Annotated in this window: 16 protein-coding genes; 5 read left to right on the forward strand and 11 right to left on the reverse strand. The window is 72.3% G+C overall.

The features are described from left to right. The 8 genes from ACIGCK_RS12560 to ACIGCK_RS12595 all read right to left on the reverse strand — a co-directional run bounded on the left by ACIGCK_RS12560 (position 1) and on the right by ACIGCK_RS12595 (position 17827). The gene (locus ACIGCK_RS12560; RefSeq protein WP_396666490.1) at positions 1 to 5976 is read right to left on the reverse strand and encodes an Ig-like domain-containing protein; all 5976 of its coding nucleotides are present in this window, start codon (positions 5974 to 5976) and stop codon (positions 1 to 3) included. Next, positions 5973 to 7112 (reverse strand): protein kinase, encoded by a 1140-nt coding sequence (locus tag ACIGCK_RS12565; protein ID WP_396666492.1) that lies wholly within the window; start codon positions 7110 to 7112, stop codon positions 5973 to 5975. The genes ACIGCK_RS12560 and ACIGCK_RS12565 overlap by 4 nt, the downstream gene beginning before the upstream one ends. A 167-nt stretch (positions 7113 to 7279) precedes the next feature. Then, on the reverse strand, positions 7280 to 7954 hold the full coding sequence (locus tag ACIGCK_RS12570) for a spermidine/putrescine ABC transporter substrate-binding protein (RefSeq protein WP_396666494.1): 675 nt from the start codon (positions 7952 to 7954) through the stop codon (positions 7280 to 7282). A 51-nt stretch (positions 7955 to 8005) separates the two neighbouring features. Next, positions 8006 to 8500 (reverse strand): hypothetical protein, encoded by a 495-nt coding sequence (locus ACIGCK_RS12575; protein ID WP_396666496.1) that lies wholly within the window; start codon positions 8498 to 8500, stop codon positions 8006 to 8008. Between the two features lie 16 nt (positions 8501 to 8516). Then, the gene (locus ACIGCK_RS12580) at positions 8517 to 9521 is read right to left on the reverse strand and encodes an ABC transporter (protein ID WP_396666498.1); all 1005 of its coding nucleotides are present in this window, start codon (positions 9519 to 9521) and stop codon (positions 8517 to 8519) included. 98 nt (positions 9522 to 9619) lie between these two features. Next, the gene (locus tag ACIGCK_RS12585) at positions 9620 to 10285 is read right to left on the reverse strand and encodes a hypothetical protein (RefSeq protein ID WP_396666500.1); all 666 of its coding nucleotides are present in this window, start codon (positions 10283 to 10285) and stop codon (positions 9620 to 9622) included. A gap of 127 nt (positions 10286 to 10412) precedes the next feature. Further along, on the reverse strand, positions 10413 to 14285 hold the full coding sequence (locus tag ACIGCK_RS12590; protein ID WP_396666502.1) for a DNA-directed RNA polymerase subunit beta': 3873 nt from the start codon (positions 14283 to 14285) through the stop codon (positions 10413 to 10415). A 47-nt stretch (positions 14286 to 14332) separates the two neighbouring features. Then, complete coding sequence (locus ACIGCK_RS12595; RefSeq protein WP_396666504.1) at positions 14333 to 17827, reverse strand: DNA-directed RNA polymerase subunit beta; 3495 nt, start codon at positions 17825 to 17827, stop codon at positions 14333 to 14335. Between the two features lie 306 nt (positions 17828 to 18133). On the opposite strand from ACIGCK_RS12595, the gene ACIGCK_RS12600 reads away from it, so the two are divergent. After that, positions 18134 to 20779 (forward strand): ATP-binding protein, encoded by a 2646-nt coding sequence (locus tag ACIGCK_RS12600; RefSeq protein ID WP_396666506.1) that lies wholly within the window; start codon positions 18134 to 18136, stop codon positions 20777 to 20779. 6 nt (positions 20780 to 20785) lie between these two features. Here the strand turns inward: ACIGCK_RS12600 and ACIGCK_RS12605 are convergent, their stop codons facing one another. Then, positions 20786 to 22375, reverse strand: a complete 1590-nt coding sequence (locus ACIGCK_RS12605) for a 5-oxoprolinase/urea amidolyase family protein (protein WP_396666508.1) — start codon at positions 22373 to 22375, stop codon at positions 20786 to 20788. Continuing rightward, entirely contained in the window at positions 22369 to 23124 is a 756-nt protein-coding gene (locus ACIGCK_RS12610; protein ID WP_396666510.1) for a LamB/YcsF family protein, read from the reverse strand. The genes ACIGCK_RS12605 and ACIGCK_RS12610 overlap by 7 nt, the downstream gene beginning before the upstream one ends. Positions 23125 to 23165: 41 nt before the next feature. Between ACIGCK_RS12610 and ACIGCK_RS12615 the strand changes: the two genes are divergently transcribed. The 3 genes from ACIGCK_RS12615 (at position 23166) to ACIGCK_RS12625 (ending at position 25177) form a co-directional block, all read left to right on the forward strand. Next, positions 23166 to 24032, forward strand: a complete 867-nt coding sequence (locus ACIGCK_RS12615; protein ID WP_330170460.1) for a fused MFS/spermidine synthase — start codon at positions 23166 to 23168, stop codon at positions 24030 to 24032. 94 nt (positions 24033 to 24126) lie between these two features. Then, positions 24127 to 24654 carry a hypothetical protein gene (locus tag ACIGCK_RS12620; RefSeq protein WP_330170461.1) on the forward strand — a complete coding sequence of 176 codons (528 nt, stop codon included), beginning with the start codon at positions 24127 to 24129 and terminating at the stop codon, positions 24652 to 24654. Positions 24655 to 24688: 34 nt separating this feature from the next. Then, positions 24689 to 25177 carry a SprT-like domain-containing protein gene (locus ACIGCK_RS12625; protein ID WP_330170462.1) on the forward strand — a complete coding sequence of 163 codons (489 nt, stop codon included), beginning with the start codon at positions 24689 to 24691 and terminating at the stop codon, positions 25175 to 25177. 36 nt (positions 25178 to 25213) lie between these two features. Here the strand turns inward: ACIGCK_RS12625 and ACIGCK_RS12630 are convergent, their stop codons facing one another. Then, on the reverse strand, positions 25214 to 25852 hold the full coding sequence (locus tag ACIGCK_RS12630) for a 2-phosphosulfolactate phosphatase (RefSeq protein ID WP_396666513.1): 639 nt from the start codon (positions 25850 to 25852) through the stop codon (positions 25214 to 25216). Positions 25853 to 25919: 67 nt separating this feature from the next. On the opposite strand from ACIGCK_RS12630, the gene ACIGCK_RS12635 reads away from it, so the two are divergent. Further along, a complete protein-coding gene (locus ACIGCK_RS12635; protein WP_396666515.1) occupies positions 25920 to 26426 on the forward strand; it encodes a hypothetical protein in 507 nt (168 codons plus the stop codon). Positions 26427 to 26452 lie beyond the last annotated feature (26 nt).

A 26452-nucleotide genomic window follows, 5' to 3' on the forward strand; every position in this document is an offset into this window, starting at 1 on the left:
TCACGGGGCCTCCCCGTCGGCCGGCGGCACGGGGTCCGGCGGGGGCAGATTCGGCGAGCAGGCCGATCCGAACGCACCCGTGGCCGGCTGCAGCCCCCATCCCTGAGCGGCCCAGTCTGCCGTGACCCGGATGCCCTCGACGGAGACGGCCCCCACGGGCACGATCCCCGTGCCCGCATCGAACGGGAGGACGGCGCCGGAGGCGTCCCGGAACACCGCCCCGCCGCGGTCGAAGACGATCGACGCGCGGCCGCCTGCGGGATCGTTGGACGAATCACCCCGGAGGGCGAGGGGCTGTCCGCCCTCGCACACGTCCACGCGCCATCGGGCCCAGACCTGGTAGGGGGCGCTCCCCTCGCGGGGCAGCGCGAGCGCCCAGTCGGTCGCGGTGCCCCACTGCCGGTGCACGTAGCGCACGCGGATGCCGGGGTTGCGGTCGAAGACGCTCGAGGGCGGCCCGCCCTGGATCTCGACGGAGTTGTTGCGCGGGGGCTGCTCGGCGGATGCCGGCGCGTCGCGGATGATCCACGACGCGCCCTCCTGCGACACCTCGGGGGTGGGCGAGACGACGTACGTCCATCCCTCGGGCGGCCGCCCGCTCTGCAGCGCGCGCACCGTCGCGGAGGCGTTCGCCTCTCCGAACACGCGTTCACCCACCCGGGACTGCACGCACACCGTGTAGCCGTACTCCTCGCCGTCGGCCACGGGCCCGAACTCGGCCACGGACCCCTGCGCCTGCGGCACGCATCGCTGGCCGGCGGCGACGATCCCGTAGACCAGGCGCGACCCGTCGCCCCCGCTGCCGGCGGATGCCTCGGCGCGGATCCGCGAGGTCCCGTCCCCGAGGGAGGTCGCCGCGAGAGTCAGCGCGACATCCCTCGGGGCGCCGACGCCGTTGCCGAAGATCGTCAGGGACGGCCCCGTGGTCTCCCCTGGCAGACCCGGGGGCACCGCGAACCGGGAGTGCGGTGTCACGACGACCGGGGAGGCGGTGTTGGAGCCCACGCGGTAGGAGGCGACATCGATGGTCTCCCGGCCGCGCGGGACGTCGACCCGCAGCGTCTCGCCGGACTCGCTGGCGATCTCCAGCCACCCCGTGTCGGCAGAGTCGACCCCCTCGATTCCGAGCGCGACGACGCCGCCCTCGCCCCCGGTCACGACCGGCTGCGCCGTGACGCGCCCGGGAGGCCCGGGCGGATCGTACGCCCAGGCCACCGTGCGTACGACACCGCGAGACTCGCCGACCGCGTTGGTCGAGGTCACCTCGTATCCGCGCTCCTCGCCGTTGGGAGCGGGGATCGGACCGCATACACCGAGCGGATCGCACGTCGCCACGACGGATCCGCCCGTGCGCACCGTGAACCCGGTCAGCGCGGGGTAGGCGGAGCGGGCCTCCCCCGGGTCGACCCGGAGGGTGAGGGTGCCGTCGCCGTAGCCGGTCTGCACGACCCCGCCGGGCGCACGGGGGAACCCCTGCAGATCCAGCAGCAGCGAGCCGTCCCGCTCGCCCGCCGTGACGCGACCCTGCGCGTCGCGCAGGGAGAAGACGGCCGGGCAGGTCGCGCCGGCCGCATCCGCCGTCCAGCGCGCGATGACGGCGCGCGGCGAGGCGACCTCGAAGGTGACGCCGGTGCACGCGCCCGCGGCACGGACCCCGACCAGCTCCATCGGGGTGCGCGGCAGCGGGTTCACCTCGCCGGCGGCCGCGACGACGTCGATCGTGCAGGACGTTCCCGCCGCCTGCGAGCACACCTGCGCGACGGCGCCGGCGCGCGGCAGCAGACTCGGCGCGGGCCCCACCCGCAGCAGCAGCCGGGCGGGGGCCACGCCCGCGTGGCTCGTGATCGAGATCTCGACGGCCTCCTGGACACCGGGAACCGCGTCGTCGCGGCCCGTCACGGTCAGGACGCCCCCCTCGTCCATGACCTCGAAGGCGGCGCCCGCATAGGCGACGCCGTACGCGACGCCGTCCCAGTCCTCGGTACCCTGCCAGGTGGTCAGCGAACGCAGGTCGAACGTCGTGCTCTCGCCCGGTGCGAGCGTCAGCGAGCCCGTGCGCAGCGCCGGCTGCGGCGCCGCCGCGCGGATCGTCACGGGCAGGGAGAGATAGGTCCACTCCTGCGCCCCGCCGACCCGCACCGGCACCTCGCACGCGTCCATCCACGGCGCGCCGTACCCGGCGTCGTAGCGCAGCCGCGTCCCCGACTCGAGTGCGCACGCGCTGCCCGGCCGGGCTCCGGACGCGCTCACCGCCTCCGAGACCTCCAGCCCGGCACCGCGTGGCACCGCGATCACCCTCGTGAGGTCGACCGCGCCCGACTCCCCCTCCATGACCTCCCATGCCGGGGCGGAGCTGCGCACGGCCGGAACGAGGTCGGCTTCGCCGGGGATGCGCAGGAATCCGAAGGTCGAGACGGGCCCGTCTGCGGCGTCGCCCGACAGCTCGAAGGCGACGACGCGGCTCTCTTCGGGGAGAGCTCCCGCGAGGCGGTTCCCGGTGACCCGCACCCCTTCGGGGTCGCCCCACAGACTCAGGGAGAGATCGGCGACGTCGCCGCCGATCCAGGAGGCCTTGCCGGAGACGACGTCGACCCCGCTCGGGAAGTCGTCACGGCTCTCGACGGTCAGGGTGGTGTCGGCGACGGTGGGGTAGTTCGGCACCGCCTCCCGAACGACCCGCACCACGATGCGCCCGCGCGCCGTGTTCCCGGAGTCGCTCTCGACGTCGTAGAGGAAGGACAGCGTTCCCCGGGCGTCTCCCGCCGCCACGAGCACCGACGTGTCGTCGAGCTCGTGGATCAGCTCCCGCTGCCGCGCATACTCCGGATTCGCGCTTCCGTCGTCGAGGGTCGCCGACACGTCCGGCTGGATCCCGGTGAGGCGGAGGATGCCGCGCGAGGGATCGACGTCGTTGTCGAGAGGGCTGATCCGCACCGTGTTGCCCTCGCCCGCCTGCACGTGCACATAGTCGGTGAACGTGACGGGTGCGGGGTCGGTCTGCGCATCGAGCACACCGATGCGCACCGTACCCGTGCCGGTGGATCCGAGGCCGTCGACGACGCGGTAGCGGAAGGACACCTGGCCGCGATGGCCGGGGACCGAGGAGTAGACGATCGATGTGCCATCCGGCGACACCGTCGCAGACCCGGATGCCGGCTGCGAGACGACCTGATCGAGGAGCACGGCATCGCCGTCCGGATCGACGCCGAACCCGTCGAAGGCGATCGTCGTCGTCTGACCGGACACGACGCGTCCCTCCAGCGTCGCGGGGACGGGGGCGCGGTTGGCGTCCTCCGGCATCACACGGACGCGCACGCTCGCCGTGTCGGCCAGCGCCGGCGACGCGGCCGAGTACACCCCGTACTCGACCGTGTACTCTCCCGGGTCCGGGGGCGCGAGGTATCGCAGGGTCGAGCCCGAACCGAACGCGAGCGCGTCGGGGGTGCTCGAGACCACCTGCGCGGGGTTCAGGTTCACGGCCGATCCGGAGGGCGCGACATCGTTGTCGAGCACGGGGATGTCGACCTGGGCACCCGCGCGCACGACCACCGTGTCATCGACCGCGATCGGGGCGAGCTCCGGCGCCGGCGGAAGGAGGTACACGGTCGCCTCGCCCGCCACCTGGGCCCCGTCATCCGCCGTGCCGTCGCCGACGGTGTACGAGACCGTGCCCAGCAGGCCCGCCTCGCCCGATGCCGTGGCACCCGAGACGCGAAGGAAGTTCTGCCCCACCGCGTCCACGCTCAGGCTCGAGCCCGGCGCCGCGCGGGCGCGTACGTCACTGAGCAGCAGCACGCGGCGGGTGGGGTTGGACACGGCGGCGAAGACGTCGACGGTCGCGTCCTCGCGGGGATGCACGAACGCGACGACGGGAGCGGTCGTCAGCTGCGCCGGGGCGTCCTCGGCGACGAGGGTGATGCGCACCGTCGCGGTGGCCTCCCGCGCACCGTCGCTCACGGTGTAGGCGAGTCGGTAGGTGCCCGGCCCGGCGGCGGAGAAGTCGAAGACGGTGCCGCCCGGCGAGACCACGGCGGTCGCCGCCGCGTCATCGAGCACGCGCACGGCCGTCAGCTCGACCCGGCCCGCGGTTCCGACGACGTGGGGGCCGACGTCCACGGTCACCGCGTTCGCGCCGCTGTCGACGAGCGCGAACGAGTCGGCGGCGAGACCCGGCTGCTCCGACACGCGCATGCTCAGCGGCCGACTGCTCACGGCGCCGAGCGCATCCGCCACCGTCACGACGAGATCGACCGTCCCCGCCGCGCCCGTGCCGTCGTCGGCGTGCTGGTACACGACCTCGCCCGCCGGGGTCGACGCGACGACCCCGACGCCCGAGGGGTTGGTCACGGAGAGCAGGAGGAGGGGATCGCCCTCGGGGTCGACCCATCCCGTCAGGACCGGGACGGACACGGTGCCGCCGGCGGCCACCTCGGGTGCGGGCCACTCGTGCAGGCACTCGGGGACGCCGCACCACTGCGGCGCGGAGTTGGCCCCCGCCGGGACGATCGTGAGCGTCACCGTCGCGGGCTCCGAGAACATGCCCTCGGATGCCGTGCCGTCGGTGACCCGGTAGGCGAGCGTCGCCGTGCCGCTCGCCCCGGGCGCGGCACGCACGGCCAGTCGCTGACCGTTGTCGGTGATCGTCACCTCCCCGAACCCGGGGTCCAGGCCCGTGACCGACGCGGGATCGATGCTCAGCACGTCCTCGTTGGGATCGTGGTCGTTCAGCAGAACCGGCACGGCGGAGAGCGCCCCTTGCCGCAGACCGAACGCGTCGGCCTCGGCGACGGGGGGCCGGGGGTCCAGCACAACGGCGGCCTGTTCGAGGCTGTCGTCCGCGGTCGGGTCCTGCCGATCGTCGAGAGTCCAGTCCTGGCTGGTCGGCACGAGCCGGCCGCCGGGAACCTCCCACACCCAGCCCGAGCGCGTCTCGTTGAGGGCGGCGGTGCCCCCCGAGACGAGGAAGACGGGACGACGCTGATCGCCGAGGTCCCGCCCCGCGAAGTCGAGGGCGTTCTCCCCGGCCGCCGACGACCACAGCGTGCCGCCGCCCGTCTCCGGCAGCCACGCGGCGTAGGTCACGCCGGCCACGGTGACGGGCCGGGCGGGCGTGCCCCGCACCTCGTCCACCCCGCCGGCGACGATCTCCGGCTGCGCTGCGCCCACCTCCCACCGAAGCAGCCTGCTCTGGTCGGCGATGTAGACCGCGTCGTCGACGGACGACGGAACGCTCACGACCGCGGTGGCGTCCACATCGGTCGTGGCGCCCGCATCCGCGCCCCGCTGCCACGCGCCGCCGCTGGAGCGGTCGAGCAGGAACCACGCACCGGATGCCGCGGTGAGCGCCGGGTCCTCCGCGTCCGCATCGAGCGGATCCCGCCCTCGGGCCTGCCCCGCCGCGATGTCGTACCGCAGCACCTCCCCCCGCTCCGCCGAGTACGCGTAGAGCATCCCCCCGTCGTCCACGGCGATGGCGGCTGCCGTGTAGTCGGGGGCGTCTCCGCCGTCGGGGGCGACCTGGGCGGGCGAGGGATCGCCGAGGGCGCCGGTCCACACCGCGCCGGTATCGGTGCGGTACGCGACGAAATCGCCGGCCACCGCGACATCCGTCGTTCCCGCCGGCGTGGCCGGAGACTCCCGCAGGACGTCGTCGACGACATCGGCGGGCTGCGCTTCGTCGAGCCGGGTCACCCGGCCGAAGCTCTCGGAGAACAGGAAGGCACCGGCGGGCGATTGCGCGAGCGCGCTCGGATTGCCCACGTTGCGCACGGTGTCGAGCTCACCCACCGCCGTGTTGACGCGGGCGTAGCGGCGCCCGTCGCCCGTCTGCAGCGCCCACAGCGACGTCTCGGCCGGCGGGACCTCGCGGGCATCCAGACCCGGCCAGACCACCGACACCCCCACGACCACCCCGAGCACGGCGATCACCGACAGCCCGGTGATCAGCGCCCGCCGCCCGCGCGGCACGGGCGTCACCAGGCCCCCGATCCCACGAGCGCGCCGACGATCCCCGCCAGCACCCCGAAGGCGAGCACCGCGAGTCCGCCGACCAGCCACGGCCACATCGGCCGCCGCGGCTCGATCGAGCGGGAGATGTCCTCGTCCTCGTCACGTGCCAGGGCGGCGATGCCCACGCGGGCGGGAGCGCGCCGCGTGCTCTCCTGGGCCACCTGCGAGCGCACCGGACCGCGCAGCGCCACGTCGGCGAAGTCGATCTGGGGGGCCGGCGGGGTCCAGTCCTCCGCCACGATCTCGAGCGGTGTCGCGGCCAGGCCCAGCTCCGTCTGCACGGCGCGCAGCGCCTCGGCCATGTCGAGCGCATGCGGGTAGCGGCGACGGGGATCCCGGCTCATCGCCGTGGCCAGCACCTGCTGCAGCGACTCGGGCACGTCACGACGCCCGAGCGTGCGATACGTGCCGCGCGTGATACGGCGACGCAGATGCTCCCTCGTGTTCTGGCCGCGCTCGAGGCGTTCGAAGGGGCTGTGGCCGGCCAGCAGGGAGTACACCGTCGCCCCGAGGCCCCACACCTCGCTCGCGACCGTGCCCGAGGTCTGTTCCGTGACGACCTCCGGAGCGCTCCACGGCACGCTCATCGCGAGAACCTGCTCGGCCCGGCCCCGCGCGAGCGAGGACGAGATGCCGAAGTCGGCCAGCACGGGCGCGCCGAAGCTCGTCACCAGGATGTTGCTCGGTTTCACGTCGCGGTGGATGAGGCCGGCGCGGTGGGCCGATTCGAGGGCGCTGGCCATCTTGACGCCGATGGTGAGGACCTCCGCCACCGGCATCCTCTCGACGCGATAGCGCTGCGCCAGCGAGTCGGGGCAGTACTCCATGACGATGTACGGTCTACCCTCGGCCGAGATGCCGGCCTGATAGACGGTGACGATCGAGGGATGCGCCGACAGGTGCGCCAGCACGTCGGCCTCGGCGTTGAACATCCGCAGCAGGTCGGAGTCCTGCACGTCGCTCGGCAGCACCTTGACGGCGACGAACCGTCGCGGCATGTCCTGCGCATAGAGGAAGACGTCGGCGAAACCGCCCGACCCGAGAGGGCGGACGTAGGTCAGCCCGGGCAGCAGCGGAGGCGACGACGGCAGACGCTTGCCCATGTCGATCCCCCCAGAACGCGCCCGCGGCGGCGCATGACATGCCCTCAGGCGCCGCCGCCCCCCTGACAGCAATCGGCGCGTCCCCCGCCGACGGCGAGGAGTGCAGTCATGGTAACAAAGCCGGATGCGAGGCGGGCGTCGCCGCGGAAGACCGTGGATGCGTGGGCTCAGCGCTCCGCGTCCAGGCCGCCCAGGCGCGGCTCGCCCGGGTCGAAGGGGGCGTCGAGCGACTGCGAGAGCTCGGACAGGAGGGCGTCCACCTGCGGTTCGACGAACTCCGTCACGGCGCTCTGCACCCGGAGCCGGTGATGGAGCAGGATCGCGCACACCTCTCGTCCGACGAGGTTCGCGTAGTCGTCGGCGAGACCGACCTCCTGCCGGAGGGCGGCCTTCGCCTCCGCGCTGAGGGGCGGCAGGGCGGGCACCGCGGCATCCATCTCCTGGGCCAGACCCGAGATCGTGAAGAGGAACGGCGCGCCGGGGGTCGGGTCGGGATCCAGCGGCAGGCCCTCGTACTCGGGCTCGAGGCCCTCCATGGGGCGGTAGCTGCGTGCGCGGTTGCGGGCCGCCTGCTGGTCGAGCTCCGCCTGCAGCATCGGCAGATTCTGCGCCGTGTACGTGGCCACGGCGTGGTCGACGATCGTCTTGATGCGGGTCGACAGTCCGTGCTGCACGCCGTGCGGGACGTCGGCGCCGAGACCGGCCGCCGACAGGATGGGCGAGCCGAAACAGCGACGACAGGGCGCCGTGCGTCCGCGGTGGGTCGCCGGCTCCCACCGGGGAAGCCAACGCAGCCAGGCATCCACCGCCTGGCCGACCTGCGTCTCGAGGGAGCGCTCCACCCCTCTACGGTAGCCCGCACGCGTGCGTGCTCGAGGGATCCGCGCGGAATCCTATTCGTCGCGCTCCCATGGCCATCGCGGCACACCGGGTCCGGAGCGGGCGGCGACCGCGGCTCCGGCCCCCGCGAGCGCGCCCGCGATGACGATGACCGCCGCCACCCATGACACCGCCAGGCTCGCCCCGATGCCCAGGGCACGGAGCGGATCGGTCCCCGTCACGGTGGCACCGACGGCTACGCCCACGCAATAGGAGGCGGCCGCCACGAGACCCGTCAGCACGGCGGACCCGGCTCCCGCCCTGCCGCGCGGGAGCGCCCACGCGGTCACCGCCGCGAACCCGGCCACGGCGAGGATGGCGCCCAGGATGCCGGGGGCCTGGCCGAGCCCCGGTTCGGCGATGACGGCCTCACCCGTCAGCAGCGAGACCATGCCCAGCGCGAAGACGAGGAGCGCGAAGAACCCGGCCGTCGCGAAGGCGAGGATCGCGCGTTCCCGACCGCGACGACCGGGGTCCGCTCCTGCGGGGCCCCGGTCGTCGTCGGTCATGGGCTTGTACCGAACCCTAGGAGCGGACCAGCTGCGGGCCGGCTTCGAGCGTGCGCTCGTACTCCCGCTGGGCCGTCTCGTTGAGCTCGCGAACGCGGCGACCGCGGGCGGCGATCCATGCGCCGTACCAGATCGTGAGCTCACGCCCGATGACGAAGGCGGCGAAGGCGAGCGGCGCGACCACCTGGGCCTCGATGAGCTCGGCCCCCTCCGTGCGCGTGAGCTGCCAGAACGGAGCCTGGAACAGCTGACCGACCAGGTGAGCACCGTACGCGACGAAGCCCAGGAGAAGGCCCCAGATCACCCAGTGACCCCACCGGCCCGTGTTGATGATCGCGCCCAGCAGCCAGAAGCCGAGGAAGAACACCACGGTGGCGGTCCACAGCCACCACGACTGGAGCGCCGAGAGGGCGCCGTCGACGAGGGTGAAGAGCGTGTAAGTGCCATCCAGCAGCCCGAAGGCGAGCGCGCACGCGAGGTACAGCGCCGCGAAGCTGAGGGCGGCCAGCAGACCGATGAGACCGGCCGCGGCACGGTTGCCGCGGGCTCGGGGCGGCTCGGGGGCCTGCACGAAGATGTGCTGCGGCCCGCCGAAAGCGGCGCCCGCGACGGGCTCGGCCCCGGACGCGGGTTCGGAGGCGGTGACGGGGGCGTGCTCGGAGGAGCGCGCCGGTGCGTCGGAGGCGAGCGCGTCGGTCGGCGCGTCGGACCGCGCGGACGCGGCCTCGATGTAGGAGAGGTCGCCCGATCGCCCCGTGTCGCCCGCGTCGGAGGGGCGGTCGGCGGCGGGCGGCGTGTAGCTCGAACCGGGGACGCCGGCGGAGCGGTGCTCGGATGCCGCGGCATCCGTCCCGTCGGCGCGCGCGGCGCGCGCGTCGGTCGTCGAGCCCTCGTCGGAAGAGGAGCCCCGCTGCGCGGCTTCGGCGTCGGCGAGGCCCTGATTGGCGCGGACCACCACGTCGTCATCGGTGGGTCGCGGCTCCTCGACGGGGTCGCCGGGAGCTCTGCCTGCGTCGCTCATGGGTGCACTCCTCACACGGGGGCTGTCCCCGCTCGCGTCAGGCTACCCCGGGGGCGCGCCGGCGTCCGTCAGGCATGCCGGGTGCGTGTCACAGCCGATCACGGCCAGATGCGGGACTCGATGGCATCCTGCGGCACCGGCGGCCCGGGAAGGGTGCGCACCGTCGCAAGCCAGAGGTCGCCGCGCACGACGTGCTCCTCCGCTCGGTCATCCTCTCCGGCGGGCTTGGCGCACGCCACCCCGTCGGTGACCTGCTGGCACTCGAAGCCCGCCCCGCCGAGCACCCCCGCCACCGTCGTGGCGGCCACCGGGGCGACGCGCGACAGCGTCACCGTGGCGGCCCCCGACGCATCCGTCCATGCGCACGAGACGAGCACGCTCGCGCCCAGCGCGTCGGCGAGGTCGGTCACCGCCGTCTGCGGCGCAGTCGCCCCCTCTTGGAGGGCGAGGCCGGCCGAAGAGGTCAGCTGCTGCCAGTTCGAGGGCGGGTAGAGCTCTTCGCACGTGCCGGGAGGGCCGGCGCGCCCGACCTCGATCGCCTCTCCCGCACCGCCCGATTCCTCTCCTGCGGCGGGGGACTCCGGAGGCACCGACACGGTGGGGGCGGGACCCGGCCCGAGCGTCCCCGCGACCGCGCTCTGCGCCCACGCGACCACGACGGGCGTCATCGGATACGCCAGCCAGGCCAGGCCCGCGACGACCGCGAAGGCGATGAGCCCGATGGGCCAGGCCAGCCACAGGCTCCGCCCACCGATCCGCGCCATTCCTCCACCTCCGACAAGCCCGTCCGCGCAGAACCATATCCCGCGTCGCGCCGGCCGCCGCGAGCCATGCCGTGCAACGCCGAAGGGCCCCGCACGGATGCGGGGCCCTTCGGGTGAAGCGGGTGGATCAGTTGTAGGTGCCGGGCGTGAAGTCGTCCGTCGAGAAGCTGTCGAAATCGACGAACCCGAGGTCGGCCTCGGAGTACACGCCGTCCGACGCGAACACCCGGTTAGGGTACCGCTCCGACTTCGCCTCCTCCGTGGCCTCGACCACGACGTTGCGATACTTCGCCAGACCCGTACCGGCCGGGATCAGCTTTCCGATGATCACGTTCTCCTTCAGGCCGACCAGCGGATCGCTCCTGCCCTCCATGGCGGCCTGCGTGAGCACGCGGGTCGTCTCCTGGAAGGACGCGGCCGACAGCCACGACTCGGTCGCGAGCGACGCCTTCGTGATGCCCATCAGCTCCGGGCGACCGGACGCGGGGCGCTTGCCCTCGGCGACCGCCTGGCGGTTGATGTCGATGAAGCGACGCGAGTCGACCAGCTCACCGGGCAGCAGGGTCGTGTCGCCGTGGTCGACGACCGTGACCTTGCGCAGCATCTGGCGCACGATGACCTCGATGTGCTTGTCGTGGATCGGCACACCCTGCGAGCGGTACACGCCCTGCACGCCGCCGACGAGGAACTTCTGCACCTCGCGGGCACCCTGCACGCGCATGATGTCCTTCGGGTCGAGCGTTCCGACCTGCACCGGGTCGCCCACCTCGACGTGCTGACCGTCCTCGACGAGGAGGGTCGCACGCTTGAGGACCGGGTACACCCTGGGCTCGTCGCCGTCGTCGGGAGTGATGATGACCTTGCGGGTCTTCTCCGTCTCGTCGATCGTGACGCGACCGGCGACCTCTGCGATGGGCGACGCACCCTTGGGGGTACGGGCCTCGAAGAGCTCCTGCACGCGGGGCAGACCCTGCGTGATGTCGTCGGCCGAGGCCGAGCCACCGGTGTGGAAGGTGCGCATCGTCAGCTGCGTGCCGGGCTCACCGATCGACTGGGCCGCGATGATGCCGACGGCCTCGCCGATGTCGACGAGCTTTCCGGTCGCGAGCGAGCGTCCGTAGCACTTGGCGCAGACGCCGACCGCCGAGTCGCAGGTGAGCACGGAGCGCACCTTGATCGAGGTCACTCCGGCGCCCACGAGGCGGTCGATCAGCACGTCGCCGACGTCGGAGCCGGCATCCGCGAGAACCTCACCCTTGGCGTCGACCACGTCGGCCGCCAGGGTACGGGCGAACACCGAGTTCTCGACGTTCTTGTCCTTGATCAGCTCGCCGTCGGCACCCTCGGCCGCGATGACGTACTCGAGGCCCTTGCCGGTGCCGCAGTCCGTCTCGCGGATGATGACGTCCTGCGAGACGTCCACCAGGCGACGGGTCAGGTAGCCCGAGTCGGCGGTACGCAAGGCGGTGTCGGCGAGACCCTTGCGGGTACCGTGCGTGGCGATGAAGTACTCCGCCACCGACAGCCCCTCGCGGTACGAGGAGATGATCGGACGCGGGATGATCTCGCCCTTGGGGTTGTTCACCAGGCCTCGCATACCCGCGATGTTCCGGATCTGCAGCCAGTTGCCACGAGCGCCCGAGGACACCATGCGGTTGATGGTGTTGTCGACCGGGAAGTTCTCGCGCATCGCGACCTGCACCTCGTCGGTGGCCTTGGTCCAGATGTCGATGAGCTCCTTGCGGCGCGCACCGTCGTCGATGAAGCCCATCTCGAAGTCGTCCTGGACCTTCGCGGCGGCGGCCTCGTACTTCGAGACGATCTCGGCCTTGTTCGGAGGCGTCAGGATGTCGGACAGCGCCACGGTGACACCCGAACGGGTGGCCCAGTAGAAGCCGGCGTCCTTGATGCGGTCGAGCGTGGCCGCGACCTCGCCGGGGTACTCCTCGGCGAGCTTGTTGACGATCTGCGACAGCTTGCCCTTGTCGGCCTGCTCCCGCACGAAGGGGTAACCCTTGGGCAGCGCGTCGTTGAAGATCGCCTGACCGAGGGATGCCTCGACGAGACCGTGGCGGTCGTAGTCCTCGGGGGCCTCGCCCTCCAGGAACGACAGCCCCTGGATGCGGATGCGCGCCTTGGCCTGCAGGTCGAGGGTTCCCTCCTCGCGAGCCATGATCGCCTCGGAGACCGAGCCGAACACACGACCCTCGCCCGCGGCGCCCTCCTTGATCGTCGTGAGGTGGTGCAGACCGATGATCATGTCCTGCGAGGGCAGGGTCACCGGGCGGCCGTCCGACGGCTTCAGGATGTTGTTCGACGCCAGCATGAGCAGGCGGGCCTCGGCCTGAGCCTCGACCGACAGCGGAAGGTGCACAGCCATCTGGTCGCCGTCGAAGTCCGCGTTGAAGGCGGCGCAGACCAGCGGGTGGAGCTGGATGGCCTTGCCCTCGACGAGCTGCGGCTCGAACGCCTGGATGCCCAGGCGGTGCAGGGTGGGTGCACGGTTGAGCAGCACGGGGCGCTCGCGGATGATCTCCTCGAGCACGTCCCAGACCTCGGGACGCGTGCGCTCGACGGCGCGCTTGGCGGCCTTGATGTTCTGCGAGTGACCGAGGTCGATGAGGCGCTTGATCACGAACGGCTTGAACAGCTCGAGCGCCATCTGCTTGGGCAGACCGCACTGGTGCAGCTGCAGCTGCGGACCGACGACGATGACCGAACGGCCCGAGTAGTCGACGCGCTTGCCGAGCAGGTTCTGGCGGAACCGTCCCTGCTTGCCCTTGAGCATGTCGGAGAGCGACTTCAGCGCGCGGTTTCCGGTGCCCGTCACGGGGCGGCCGCGGCGGCCGTTGTCGAACAGCGCGTCGACGGCCTCCTGCAGCATCCGCTTCTCGTTGTTGACGATGATCTCGGGAGCACCGAGGTCGATCAGGCGACGGAGGCGGTTGTTGCGGTTGATCACGCGGCGGTACAGGTCGTTCAGGTCGCTCGTGGCGAACCGGCCGCCGTCGAGCTGGACCATCGGGCGCAGCTCGGGCGGGATGACCGGAACGACGTCGAGCACCATCGCGGCGGGGCTCATGCCCGTCGAGAGGAACGAGTTGACGACCTTGAGGCGCTTGATCGCACGGATCTTGCGTTGCCCGCGGCCCTCGGCGATCTGCAGGTGCAGCGCCTCGGCCTCGGCGGCCAGGTCGAAGTCCTGCAGGCGCTTCTGGATCGCCTCGGCGCCCATGTGCGCCTCGAAGTAGAGGCTGAAGCGGTCCTGCAGCTCCTGGAAGACGTCGTCCTCGGGCTTGAGGTCGCCGACCTTGAGGCCCCGGAAGTCCTCCCACACGCGCTCCAGGCGAGCGATCTGCTCGTCGAAGCCCTTGCGGGTCTGCGCCATCTCCTTCTCGGCGGCGTCCTTGACCTTCTTCTTCTGGTCGGCCTTGGCGCCCTCTGCCTCGAGCGAGGCGAGCTCCTCCTCCAGCGTGCGGAGGCGGGCGGCGATGCGCGAGTCGCGCTGGTCGCCGAGCGTCTTCAGCTCGAGACGCAGCTCGTTCTCCAGCTGTGGCATGTCGGCGTGACGAGCATCCTCGTCGACCGAGATGACCATGTACGCGGCGAAGTAGATGACCTTCTCGAGGTCCTTCGGAGCCATGTCGAGCAGGTACCCGAGGCGCGAGGGCACGCCCTTGAAGTACCAGATGTGGGTAACGGGCGCGGCGAGCTCGATGTGGCCCATGCGCTCGCGGCGGACGGAGGACTTGGTGACCTCCACGCCGCAGCGCTCGCAGACGATGCCCTTGAAGCGCACGCGCTTGTACTTGCCGCACGAGCACTCCCAGTCACGGCTGGGTCCGAAGATCTGCTCGCCGAAGAGGCCGTCCTTCTCGGGCTTGAGCGTGCGGTAGTTGATGGTCTCGGGCTTCTTGACCTCGCCGTAAGACCAACGACGGATGTCGTCGGCGGTGGCCAGGCCGATGCGAAGCTCATCGAATGTTGTTGCGTCGAGCACTAGTTCTCCTGTGCGTCTGAAGAGTCGAATTCGTTATCGGGCCTGGCTCAGATCTCGTCGATCGACGAGGACTCGAACCGGGAGGAGATGTTGATGCCGAGCTCCTCGGCGGCGCGGAAGGCGTCGTCGTCGGTGTCTCGGAGGTTGACCGCCGTGCCGTCGGCCGAGAGCACCTCGACGTTCAGGCAGAGCGACTGCATCTCCTTGATGAGCACCTTGAAGGACTCGGGGATGCCGGGCTCCTGGATGTTCTCGCCCTTGACGATCGCCTCGTACACCTTGACGCGGCCGAGGATGTCGTCGGACTTGATCGTGAGGAGCTCCTGCAGCGCGTACGCGGCACCGTAGGCCTCGAGCGCCCACACCTCCATCTCACCGAAGCGCTGGCCGCCGAACTGCGCCTTACCACCCAGCGGCTGCTGCGTGATCATCGAGTACGGGCCCGTCGAGCGTGCGTGGATCTTGTCGTCGACGAGGTGGTGCAGCTTCAGGATGTACATGTAGCCGACCGAGACGGGGTCGGGGAACGGCTCGCCCGAGCGCCCGTCGAACAAGCGCGTCTTGCCGGAGGAGTCGATGAGGCGGTCGCCGTCGCGGGTGGGGAGGGTCGAGTCGAGCAGACCCCGGATCTCCTCCTCGCGCGCGCCGTCGAAGACGGGCGTGGCGACCTTGGTGCCGGGGGCTGCCTCACGGGCCTCCTCGGGCAGCAGCTGCGCCCACTCCGGGTTCCCCTCGACCTTCCAGCCCTGCTTCGCGATCCACCCGAGGTGGGTCTCGAGCACCTGGCCGAAGTTCATCCGGCCCGGGATGCCGAGCGGGTTGAGCACGACATCGACCGGCGTGCCGTCGGGGAGGAAGGGCATGTCCTCGACCGGGAGGATCTTCGCGATGACACCCTTGTTGCCGTGGCGGCCGGCGAGCTTGTCGCCCTCGGTGATCTTGCGCTTCTGGGCGATGTAGACCACGACGCGGCGGTTGACGCCCGAGCCGAGCTCGTCGTCGCCGTCCTCGGCGTTGAACTCCTTGACCGCGATGATCGTGCCCTGCTCACCGTGGGGCACCTTCAGCGACGTGTCGCGGACCTCGCGGCTCTTCTCGTTGAAGATCGCGCGCAGCAGTCGCTCCTCGGCCGAGAGCTCGGTCTCGCCCTTGGGCGTGACCTTGCCGACCAGGATGTCGCCGGGGCGGACCTCGGCGCCGATGCGGATGATGCCGCGCTCGTCGAGGTCCTTCAGCAGGTCGGGGCTGACGTTGGGGAGGTCACGGGTGATCTCCTCCTTGCCGAGCTTGGTGTCGCGCGCGTCGACCTCGTACTCCTCGATGTGGATCGAGGAGAGGGTGTCGTCCTTCACCAGGTCCTGGTTGAGGATGATCGCGTCCTCGAAGTTGTGACCCTCCCACGGCATGAACGCCACGAGGAGGTTCTTGCCGAGGGCCAGCTCGCCGTTCTCGGTGGCGGGACCGTCGGCGATGACCTCGCCGACCTCGACCCGCTCGCCGGCGCTCACGACGACGCGCTGGTTGTAGGAGGTGCCCTGGTTGGAGCGGTCGAACTTGCGCAGGTAGTAGTCCTGCGTCCCGCCCTCGTCGAGCTGCACGGTCACGACGTCGGCGGAGACCTCCATCACGACGCCGGCCTTCTGCGCCGTGATGACGTCGCCGGCGTCGACGGCCGCGTAGCCCTCCATACCGGTGCCCACGAACGGCGAGTCGCTGCGCAGCAGCGGCACGGCCTGACGCTGCATGTTGGCGCCCATGAGCGCGCGCTGCGCGTCGTCGTGCTCGAGGAAGGGCACGAGCGAGGTCGCGACCGACACCATCTGGCGCGGCGAGACATCCATGTACCCGATCTCCTCGGGGTGGAAGAGGTCGACCTCGCCGCCCTTGCCGCGGCGGGCGAGGACGCGCTCCTCGACGAAGTGGCCGTCGGCCTTCAGGGGCGCGTTGGCCTGGGCGACGATGAAGTCGTTCTCCTCGCTGGCGGTGAGGTAGTCGATGTCGTCGGTGACGCGGCCGTCGACCACGCGACGGTACGGCGTCTCGATGAAGCCGAACGCGTTGATCCGGGCGAACGAGGCGAGCGAGCCGATCAGACCGATGTTCGGGCCTTCCGGCGTCTCGATCGGGCACATGCGGCCGTAGTGCGACGGGTGGACGTCGCGGACCTCGACGCCGGCGCGCTCACGGGACAGACCGCCGGGCCCGAGCGCCGAGAGGCGGCGCTTGTGGGTCAGGCCCGCGAGCGGGTTGTTCTGGTCCATGAACTGCGACAGCTGGCTCGTTCCGAAGAACTCCTTGATCGCGGCGACGACGGGGCGCACGTTGATCAGGGTCTGGGGCGTGATGGCCTCGATGTCCTGCGTCGTCATGCGCTCGCGCACGACGCGCTCCATGCGCGAGAGACCCGTGCGGACCTGGTTCTGGATGAGCTCTCCGACGGCGCGGATGCGGCGGTTGCCGAAGTTGTCGATGTCGTCGACGTCGAGGCGGATCTCGGCGGTCTTGCCGCTGCGGATCCCCTCGAAGGTCGCGTCTCCGCGGTGCAGACGGACGAGGTACTTGATCGTCGCGACGATGTCGTCGACGGTGAGCACCGAGTCCGACAGGGCCGTGTCGAGACCGAGCTTCTGGTTGATCTTGTACCGACCGACCTTGGCCAGGTCGTAGCGCTTCGGGTTGAAGTAGAAGTTGTCCAGCAGCGCGCGGGCGGCCTCGGCGGCGACCTGCTCGCCCGGACGGAGCTTGCGGTAGATGTCGCGGAGCGCGTCTTCCTTCGTCAGGATCGTGTCCTTCGACAGCGTCTCCTCGATCGAGTCGAAGCCGGCGAACTCGTTCAGGATGTCTTCGCTGGTCAGGCCCAGCGCCTTGAGGAAGACGGTCACCGACTGCTTGCGCTTGCGGTCGATGCGCACGCCGACCTGGTCGCGCTTGTCGACCTCGAACTCGAGCCACGCGCCGCGGCTCGGGATGATGCGCGCCGAGACGATGTCCTTGTCACTCGTCTTGTCGGGCGTCTTGTCGAAGTACACACCGGGCGAGCGCACGAGCTGCGAGACGACGACGCGCTCGGTGCCGTTGATGATGAACGTGCCCTTGTCGGTCTGGAGCGGGAAGTCGCCCATGAAGACCGTCTGCGTCTTGATCTCACCGGTCTGGTGGTTCATGAACTCGGCCTCGACGTACAGCGGCGCGGCGTAGGTCTTGCCCCGCTCCTTGCACTCCTCGATCGAGTACTTCTCGGGCTCGAGGTAGGGGTTCGTGAACGACAGCTGCATCGTCTCCGAGAGGTCCTCGATCGGCGAGATCTCCTCGAAGATCTCCTCGAGTCCGCTCTTGAGTGCGATGTCGGTGCGACCGGCGGCCTGCGCCTCGGCCAGGCGCGTCTGCCACGCCTCGTTGCCGACGAGCCAGTCGAACGACTCGGTCTGCAGTGCCAGAAGGTCGGGGACCGTCAGCGTGTCGGAGATCTTGGCGAACGAGAGACGCGAAGCTCCGCGTCCGTTCTTGGTGGGGGTGGTGGATGCGTTGCGCGCAGCAGCCAAGGGGATAACCTCCATGGGCCCGGTGAGGGGCCGCTAGATTCCTTGTCGTGGGTGGATTGCTCGTCTTTCCCCGATATCCTGTCGCCGCACGCCGCTCACGCGGGGGGCGCACAGAACCAGCCGACCACCATATGAAGGCAGGGGGAACCTAGGAGCGCAAACAGCCACTATACGTCGATTGCCGCGCTGTGTCCAGCGTGATCCTTGACGGGTTTTCGTTCCTACGGTATAAACGCGCCCGGGCTCGCCCACCCCCGAGTCCTCCGTCTCTGGACGCGAGGGCCCCTCGGGGCCACAATGAACCGCATGACCGCGGGGAACGGTGCACCGACGCGTGCGATCCGCACACCGGACCAGCGGCTTCGGATCTTCGTCTCCTCGACGCTGCGCGAACTCGAAGCCGAGCGCCGGGCTGCGCGCGCGGCCATCGAGGGGCTGCGCCTGGCCCCCGTGATGTTCGAGCTCGGGGCGCGTCCGCATCCGCCGCGCGACCTCTACCGCGCCTATCTCGAGCAGAGCGACGTCTTCGTCGGCGTCTACGGCGACCGGTACGGCTGGGTCGCGCCGGGTGAGGAGATCTCCGGCCTCGAGGACGAATACCGGCTGACCCCCCGTTCCATGCCGAAGCTCATATACATCCGCGAGAGCGACAGCCGCGAGGCCCGACTGGTCGAGCTCATCGACCGCATCCGCGACGACGACACCGCCTCCTACAAGTCCTTCTCCCATCCCGACGAGCTGGCGGAGCTGATCGAGGCCGATCTCGCGACGCTGCTGGCCGAGCGCTTCGACGCCTCGCGCATCGCGCCCGCCGCCTCCGAGGACGGCGCGATGGCGCGCGTCCCCGCGCCCTACACCCGGCTCATCGGTCGAGACCGCGCGGTGTCCGAGGTGCTGGATCTGCTGACGTCGGGCGAGTGCCGCCTCGTCACGCTGCTCGGCCCGGGCGGCATCGGCAAGAGCCGCCTCGCCATCGCCGTCGCGGATGCCGCGGCCGAGCGGTTCCCGGACGGCACCGTCTTCGTGATGCTCGAGAACGTCCTGGAGCCGGACCTGCTCCTGCCCACGATCGGCTATGCCCTCGGCATCCGGGACACCGCCGAGGTGCCACTGGAGTCCCGGCTCCGCCTCGCCCTCGAGGGGCGCCGGCTCCTGCTGGTGCTCGACAACTTCGAGCAGCTCGTCAGCGCCGCGCCCCTGCTCGTCACGCTGTACTCGATCGCGCCCGACGCGGTGTTCCTCGTCACCAGCCGCACGATCTTGCGCATCCGCGGCGAGCGCGTCTACGACGTCCCTCCCCTGCCCACCCACGACGCCGCGTCGCCGGGGTCGGTGAGCCGTGCGCTCGCCTCCCCCGCCGTGGAGCTGTTCACCGAGCGGGCGCGCGCCGTGAAGCCCGACTTCGAGGTGACGGCCGCCAACGGCGCCGCGGTGGCCGGCATCTGCCGCATCCTGCAGGGCCTGCCGCTCGCTATCGAGCTCGCGGCGGCCCGCATGCGGCTGCTCACCCCCGCATCGATCCTCACGCGGCTCGACGCACAGCTTCCCGTGCTGGTGGGGGCCTCGCGCGACCTCCCCGAACGGCACCGGACGCTGCGCTCGACCATCGAGTGGTCGACCAGCCTCCTGCGCGACCCGGAGCGCGACCTGCTGCACGACCTCGGGGTGTTCTCCTACGGGTTCACCCTCGACTCCGTCGAGACCCTCGGAGCCGGGCGCGCGTGGGCCGGGGCCGAGATGGACGCCCTGGCCGCGCTGGTGGACTCCTCGCTGGTCGACCAGCAGGACATCGACGGCGTCGCGGTCTTCTCCCTGCTCTCGACCGTCCGGGAGTACGCCGTGGGGCGACTGCGCGCCCGGGGCGAGGAGGACCTCATGAGGGCCGCCCACGCCCGCCTGTACGCCGATCTCGCCCTGCGCGAGGCCCCGCGGCTCGGCGGGCCCGAGCAGCGCAGCGCCGTGGCCCGGCTGAACCTCGAGCGGAGCAACCTGCGCAGCGGCGTCCGGCACCTGATCGTCATGGGCGACACCGCCACCGCGGCCGAGGTCGCGTGGCGCCTGTATCTGTACTGGTGGATCGGCGGCTACCTCTCCGAGCTGTCGGTGTGGATGCAAGAGCTGCTGGAGCACGACGGCGACCTCTCGCCCTACACCCGTGCGGTCGCCCGCTTCTACGTGCTGTGGAAGCAGATGTTCGGCACCCAGACGCCCGCCGCGATCGACGGGTTCTGCGAGGTGTCGGAACTCTTCGCGCAGGCGGGCGAGGCGATGGGGTCGTCGATGGCGCTCGCCGCCGCGGGGCTGGCCCAGGTCACGGCCGGCGACGACGATCTCGACCTCGCCGCGGAGCGCCTGTGGCGGGGCGCCGAGGGCTTCCGGACCGCGGGGGCGCGATGGGGCGAGGTCCTCATCCTCGTCGCGCTGGGACGCCTCGAGTGGGGCCGCAAGCGCGACTCCGACGCGCTCGCGATGTTCCGGCGTGCACTCGATGCCTCGGTCGCAGGCGGGGACGAGTTCACCGCGACGATCGCGACGCACCACCTCGCCCGTGCGCTGCTTCGCGCTGGCAACGTGGCCGAGGCACGCCGCGTGTACGTCGCGGGGATGTCCGTCTCCGTCGCGCTATCGCACGACGAGGGCATCGCCTACGCGCTGGAGGGGCTCTGCAGCATCGCCGCGCTGTCGGGTGACGTCGAGCGGGCCGGCGTGCTCGCGGGAGCCGCGGCGGCGATCCGCAAGCGGACGGGGCAGTACGACGCTCCCGCCTTCGTCTTCCACACCCACGATCTCGCCGCGATCGAGCACGGCCCCCACGCCGCGGCGCTGCAGGCGGCGATCGACCGCGGACGCGAGTACGGCGCCCTCGAGGCGGCCGAGTACGCCCTGGCCGGCGTGCCGGACACGGAAGCCGCGGCGACGATCAGCGCGTGGCGTGCCGAGGCACGCACCTGACGCCGGTCAGGGCGCCCGCCGCGCGTGCCGGAAGCGCAGGAGCGTGCCCGGCCGCGCCTGCCCGACGGCGTCGAGGGATGCCGCGGCGACGACCGTGATGACCGGGTATCCGCCCGTGACCGGTCCGTCGGCGAGGAGGACGGTGGGCTGTCCCGACGGCGGCACCTGGATGGCGCCGGGCACCATCGGCTCGCTCGGCAGCTCCCCGCGGCGGAGGCGCTCGATCGGAGGACCCTCGAGCCGGATGCCGACACGATCGGCCTCGGCGCCCACGCGCCAGGATGCGTCGAAGAGCACTCGCAGCGCGTCGGGGGAGAACCAGTCGGCGCGCGGCCCCTCCGCGAGCTCGATCTCGAGGATGTCGGGCGGCACGCTCCACGGCACCACGTCGACAGGCGGCACGGGGCCCGCGGCATCCTCGCCCGCCTCGAGCGCATCGCCCGCCGCGAGGGGCGGCAGCCCGATCCCCGCGAGTCGATCGGTCGCCCGCGACCCCGCGACGACGGGCGCCCGGATGCCGCCCCGCACCGCCGCGTACGCGCGGGCGCCGTGCTGCGCCCAGCCCAGGCGCAGCTCGGTCCCCGCCGGCCAGAGCAGGGCGCGCTGCGCGTCGACGGCCACCCCGTCGATCGTGACGGCGGGCGCCGCGCCGGTGATCGCGATCCACTGGTCCGAGCGGGCGCGGGCCCGGAATCCGCCGAGGGTGATCTCGATGCCCGCGGCGGTTTCGCGATTGCCGACCAGCCGGTTCCCCAGGCGCAGCGCCGCGCGGTCGAGCGCACCGGAGACGGCCACGCCGACCGCCGCGTGGCCGGGACGCCCCAGATCCTGCACGGTCGCCAGCAGCCCCGGTTCGAGGACCTCGATGCCCCCCGCGCCCCGGTCCGCGGGGGGCATCGAGGCCGCGGCCGTGGCCGAGCGCGCGCGACCGGGTCGCCACGTGACCCGCGTGCCGGGAGCGAGCAGTGCGGGCCTTTCCCGGGCGGGGTCGAACAGCACCGCGCCGGTCGTGCCGATCAGGCGCCAGCCGCCGGGGGTGGCCCGGGGGTAGGCGCCGGTGAACTCGCCCGCGAGACCCACGGCGCCCGGCGGCACACGGGTGCGCGGCGCCTCGAGGCGGGGCACGTCGAAGGACCAGTCGGGCGCGACGAGGTAGGCGAAGCCCGGCGCGAAGCCGCCGAAGGCGACGGTCCACGCGGCGCCCGCGTGCCGCGCGGCGAGCGCCTCGGCGCCCATCCCCAGCATCCGCGCGGTCTCGTCGAGGTCGGGCCCGTCGTACACGATGGGAAGCTCGACGCCGACGGCCGGTCCCGGTGACGCGGAGCCCCCTTCGTCGTGCGCGGCGCGGATCCATGCCCGCGCCGAGGCGACGGGGAGCACCCCGGGGTCGAACTGCACCAGCACGGTGCGCGCCGCGGGCACGACGTCGACGACGCCGTGGGGCGCCGACCCCGCGAGCGCCTCGCGCAGCGCCGTCGCCTCCGCAAGCCCGGCGACCTCGGCGAGCACGGCGCGGTCCCCCATCGGCAGCAGCCGGAGCACGGGCGCCCCGCCGGCGGCGCCCGCCGCACCGCGACCGGCGGCGGGGCTCACCACGGCGCGCGCACCTCGACCCCCGCGGCATCCAGCGCCGCCCTCACGGCACGGGCCATCTCGACCGCGGCGGGCGTGTCGCCATGAAGGCACAGGGATGCCGCGCCGGCGACGACCTCGCCGCCGTCCTCCGCCTCGACGACGCCGTCGAGGGCGAGCCTGACGGCGCGCCGCGCGACGAGGGCGGGGTCGTGCAGAAGGTCGCCCCGCTGTCCGCGCGGCACGAGGGTGCCGTCGGGGCGATAGCCGCGATCCAGGAACGCCTCGCGGACGAAGGGGAGCCCGGCACGCTCGGCCGCCCGCGCGATGGCGCCGTCGAGCCCGAGGATCGGCAGCGGGCGGCCCACGCTGTCCGAGAGCTCGGCGACGACCGCCGCGACGGCATCCGCCTGGCCCGCATCGACCGTGACGGCGTGGTAGAGCGCGCCGTGCGGCTTGACGTAGCGGATGTCGGCGCCCGCGCTCCGCAGCGCCGCGAGCTGACCCGCGACGCTCGCACGCAGCTCTCCGGGCGGCAGGGACACGGGCCGCCGGCCGAAGCCGGGCCGGTCGGGGTAGGACGGGTGCGCACCGACGGCGACACCGCGCTCGCAGGCGCGCCGCGCGGCATCCGCCATCGAGCGGTCGTCGCCCGCGTGTCCGCCGCACGCGATGCTCGCGCTCGAGACGACCTCGAACATCGCCGCGTCGTCGGCCGTGGCGACGCCGTCGACGGTCTCGCCCAGGTCGGCGTTGAGATCGATGACGGCCACGCCCCCACGCTAGCCCCGGGGCTGTCGGTACGGTGGTGCACATGGCCAGAACCCGCCGGGGCGATGCCGCCGAGCCGCCCCAGGCGCGCCTGGGCGACGGGACCCTGGCGCGCATCGTGCCCTCGCCGTACACCTCGGGGCACGAACTCGAGGTCGACGGCACACCCCAGTCGCACGTCGATCTCGACGACCCCACCCACCTGCACTTCGAGTACATCGGGCGGATGGCCGCCGTGATCGACCGGCTGCGGATGCCGGGGCAGCCGCTCACCGCGGTGCACCTGGGCGCGGGCGCCATGACGCTGCCGCGCTACATCGCACACACCCGCCCCGGGTCCCGGCAGCAGGTGATCGAGCTGGAGCAGCCCCTCATCGACCTCGTGCGGGAGCACCTCCCCCTTCCCGCGGGGGCCTCGATCCGCACCCGCATCGGCGACGCGCGCACCGTGCTGGGCAACCTGCCCGCGGGCCTTCGCGGCCAGGTGGACCTCCTCGTCTCCGACGTGTTCGCGGGATCGCAGACCCCCGCCCACCTGACCTCGGCGGAGTTCTACGACGCCGCGCTGGCGCTCCTCGCCGACGACGGCGTGCTCCTGGTCAACGTCGCCGACGGCGCCGGGCTGCGCTTCGCCCGAGGACAGGTGGCGACCGTGCGGGGCGCCCTCCCGCACGTCATCGTGCTCGCGGAGGTGCAGGTGCTGAAGGGGCGCCGTTTCGGGAACCTCGTGATCGCGGCGTCGTCGTCGCCGCTGCCCACCGAGTGGCTGCCGCGACTCATGGCGGCGGGACCCCACCCCGCCAAGGTGGCCGCGGGGGCGGAGCTCGACGCGTTCGTCGCGGGGGCGCGCGTCGTGCACGATGCGGATGCCGAGGCATCCCCGCGCCCGTCCTCGTCGCTGTTCCGATGATCGCGGCGCGCCAGGCACGGGGACGCACGGTCCTCGTTGCAGACTGTCAGGGCACGCCGGCCGGTTCGGGTCCGGGGCGAGTGAGGAGGTCACGGTGAGCTACATCCACGGGTACGATCCCGAGACCCTTCGCGAGATCATCGATCCCGCCGAATGCCTGGCACGCCTCGACGAGCTCGGAGACAAGCGCAGTCTGCCCTCCCTCCTGGAGCGGGTCTGGCTGCTGAAGGTGCTCGAGCGGCTCGACGACGCGCTCGTCGTCTCGGAGGAGTCCGTCCGCGTGGCCCGCATGGCCGGCACCCGCAAGGACCTCCTGCGAGCGCGCATCCTCCACGCGACGGTGCTGCAGCGCCGCGGCGCGTTCGCCGCCGCGGCTCACGAGCTCGACACGTGCGCCGAGGAGGCCGAGGGCCAGGGATGGGCCTCGATCGCCGCCTTCGCGGCCCAGCACCGGGGCAAGGTCCACTACGAGGCCGGCGCGTTCGATCTCGCCCGCCGCGACTTCAAACGGGCTCTCTTCCTGCGGCAGGAGTCGGGAGCCTCCGACGCAGAGCTGGAATCGACGCTGCTCGCGGTGGATGCCGCCGACCGACGCCGCACCCGCGACGTCGTCGCCAGCTGACCCGCGTGTCGTAGGCACGCTCTACCCTCACGCCATGTCCGATCTGCAGCGCGTGCGCGTGTGGGCCGAAGCCCTCATCGCGCTCCACCTCGACGAGACGTGGTCGTTCGCTTTCGACAACGCCAAGCGCCGCGCCGGCCTGTGCGACTACACGCGACACCGCATCAGCGTGTCCCGGTACCTCACGGCGCGGTACGACGACGAGACGAACCACCAGACGCTGCTGCACGAGGTGGCGCACGCCCTCGCGGGCCCCGCCGCGGGGCACGGTCGCACGTGGAAGCGCATCGCGCGCGAACTGGGCTACACCGGGGGCACGACGCATCACGGCGAGACGGCCACCGAGCTCGCTCCGTGGGTGGGCACCTGTCCGGCGGGCCACCTCGCCTACCGGCACCGGCGCCCGACGCGACCCGCCTCCTGCGCGCAGTGCGCGCGCCGCTTCGACGAGCGCCACCTCTTCGTCTGGCAGCGCCGCGAGATCACCCCCGCCGAGAGGCTCGCCGCCCTGACGCCCCGCTGACCGGCGCCGTCTCGCCGTCGCGGCGGCCCCGCCGGCTCAGAGCGGCCGGAATCCGCCGTCGCGGAGCACGGGCACGACGCCGGCGCTGTCGTGGACGGCGGCGCCCGCGACCGCGTCGCGCTCGCCTCGTGCGGCCATTGCGCGACCCGATCCGCTCGCCGTGAGCAGGTGCCGCACGGCTCCGCGCAGCGCCCGGAAGCCCTCCGCCGCGACGGCCGCGTCGGGAGAGGTGTGGTCGATACCGAGGTCGCCGAGCGCCGCCACGACGGCCCCGGCCCCGAGCTGGTCCTCGACCGCCGGGTGCACGAGGCCCGCGGCATCCGGCGCGACGAGCTCGCCCGCGACGATGATCGCGACGCTCGTGCGGCCCGCGCGGCGGGTCTGCTCGGCGAGGACGGCCTCCGCGACCGCCCGGGCGTTCACCAGGCCGGCCGCGAGGACGATCGCGTCGGGCCCTGCGACGCGCGCGATCTCGCCGACGACGGGGTCGAGGCGATCGAGCAGGATCTCCTCGCCGGCCGCGGCGGCCTCGACCGCCCTCGTCGAGGAGTCGAGCACGTCGACGACGACGACGACGTCGGACGGCGCGAGGCGGGCCAGGCCCGCGGGGCCCCACTCGAGACGCACCTGGTACGTCGACTGGTCGTGTGGGCGGGGCGCGAGGCTCGAGGTCACCCCGAGAGCCTACGGCGACGCCACGGAGGCGGACAATCCGAGCCGACGCGGATGAGAGACTGCGGGCATGCGCATTCTGCTCAAGCACGTGATCGACTGCGATGCGGATGCCGCGTGGCGCGCCCTGCACTCGCCCGCCGCCGTGGCGGAGCTGTACGGTCCGCTCCTCACGATGCGCCCCCTGGCTCCGACCCCGCTGCCGACGCGGTGGGAACCGGGCACCGACGCCGCCGTCCAGCTGGAGGTGGCGGGACTACCCGCCGGCCGGCAGTTCCTCCACCTCAGCGACCGGACGGCGACCGAGCGGGACGGGCATGTGCGCATCCTCCGCGACAGCGGCATCCCGCTGACGGGGCCTCTCGCCGCGCTGGATGTGTGGGACCACCAGATGGCGGTCTCCCCCGCGCCCGGCGACCCCGCACGCACCCTCTGGCGCGAGCGTCTCGTGATCGGAGGGGCCGCGGCGCCCGTCCTGTGGCCCGGGCTGTGGGCCCTCTGGCAGTGGCGTGCGGCCCGCATCCGCGGGCTCGCCCCCTCGTGGGCCTACGACCCGCCCGAGCCCGACGCCGGCTGAGCGGACGCAGCCCCGCAGGTCCGGCA

This window comes from Microbacterium sp. NPDC078428, from assembly GCF_044542535.1.
GTDB lineage: Bacteria > Actinomycetota > Actinomycetes > Actinomycetales > Microbacteriaceae > Microbacterium > Microbacterium limosum.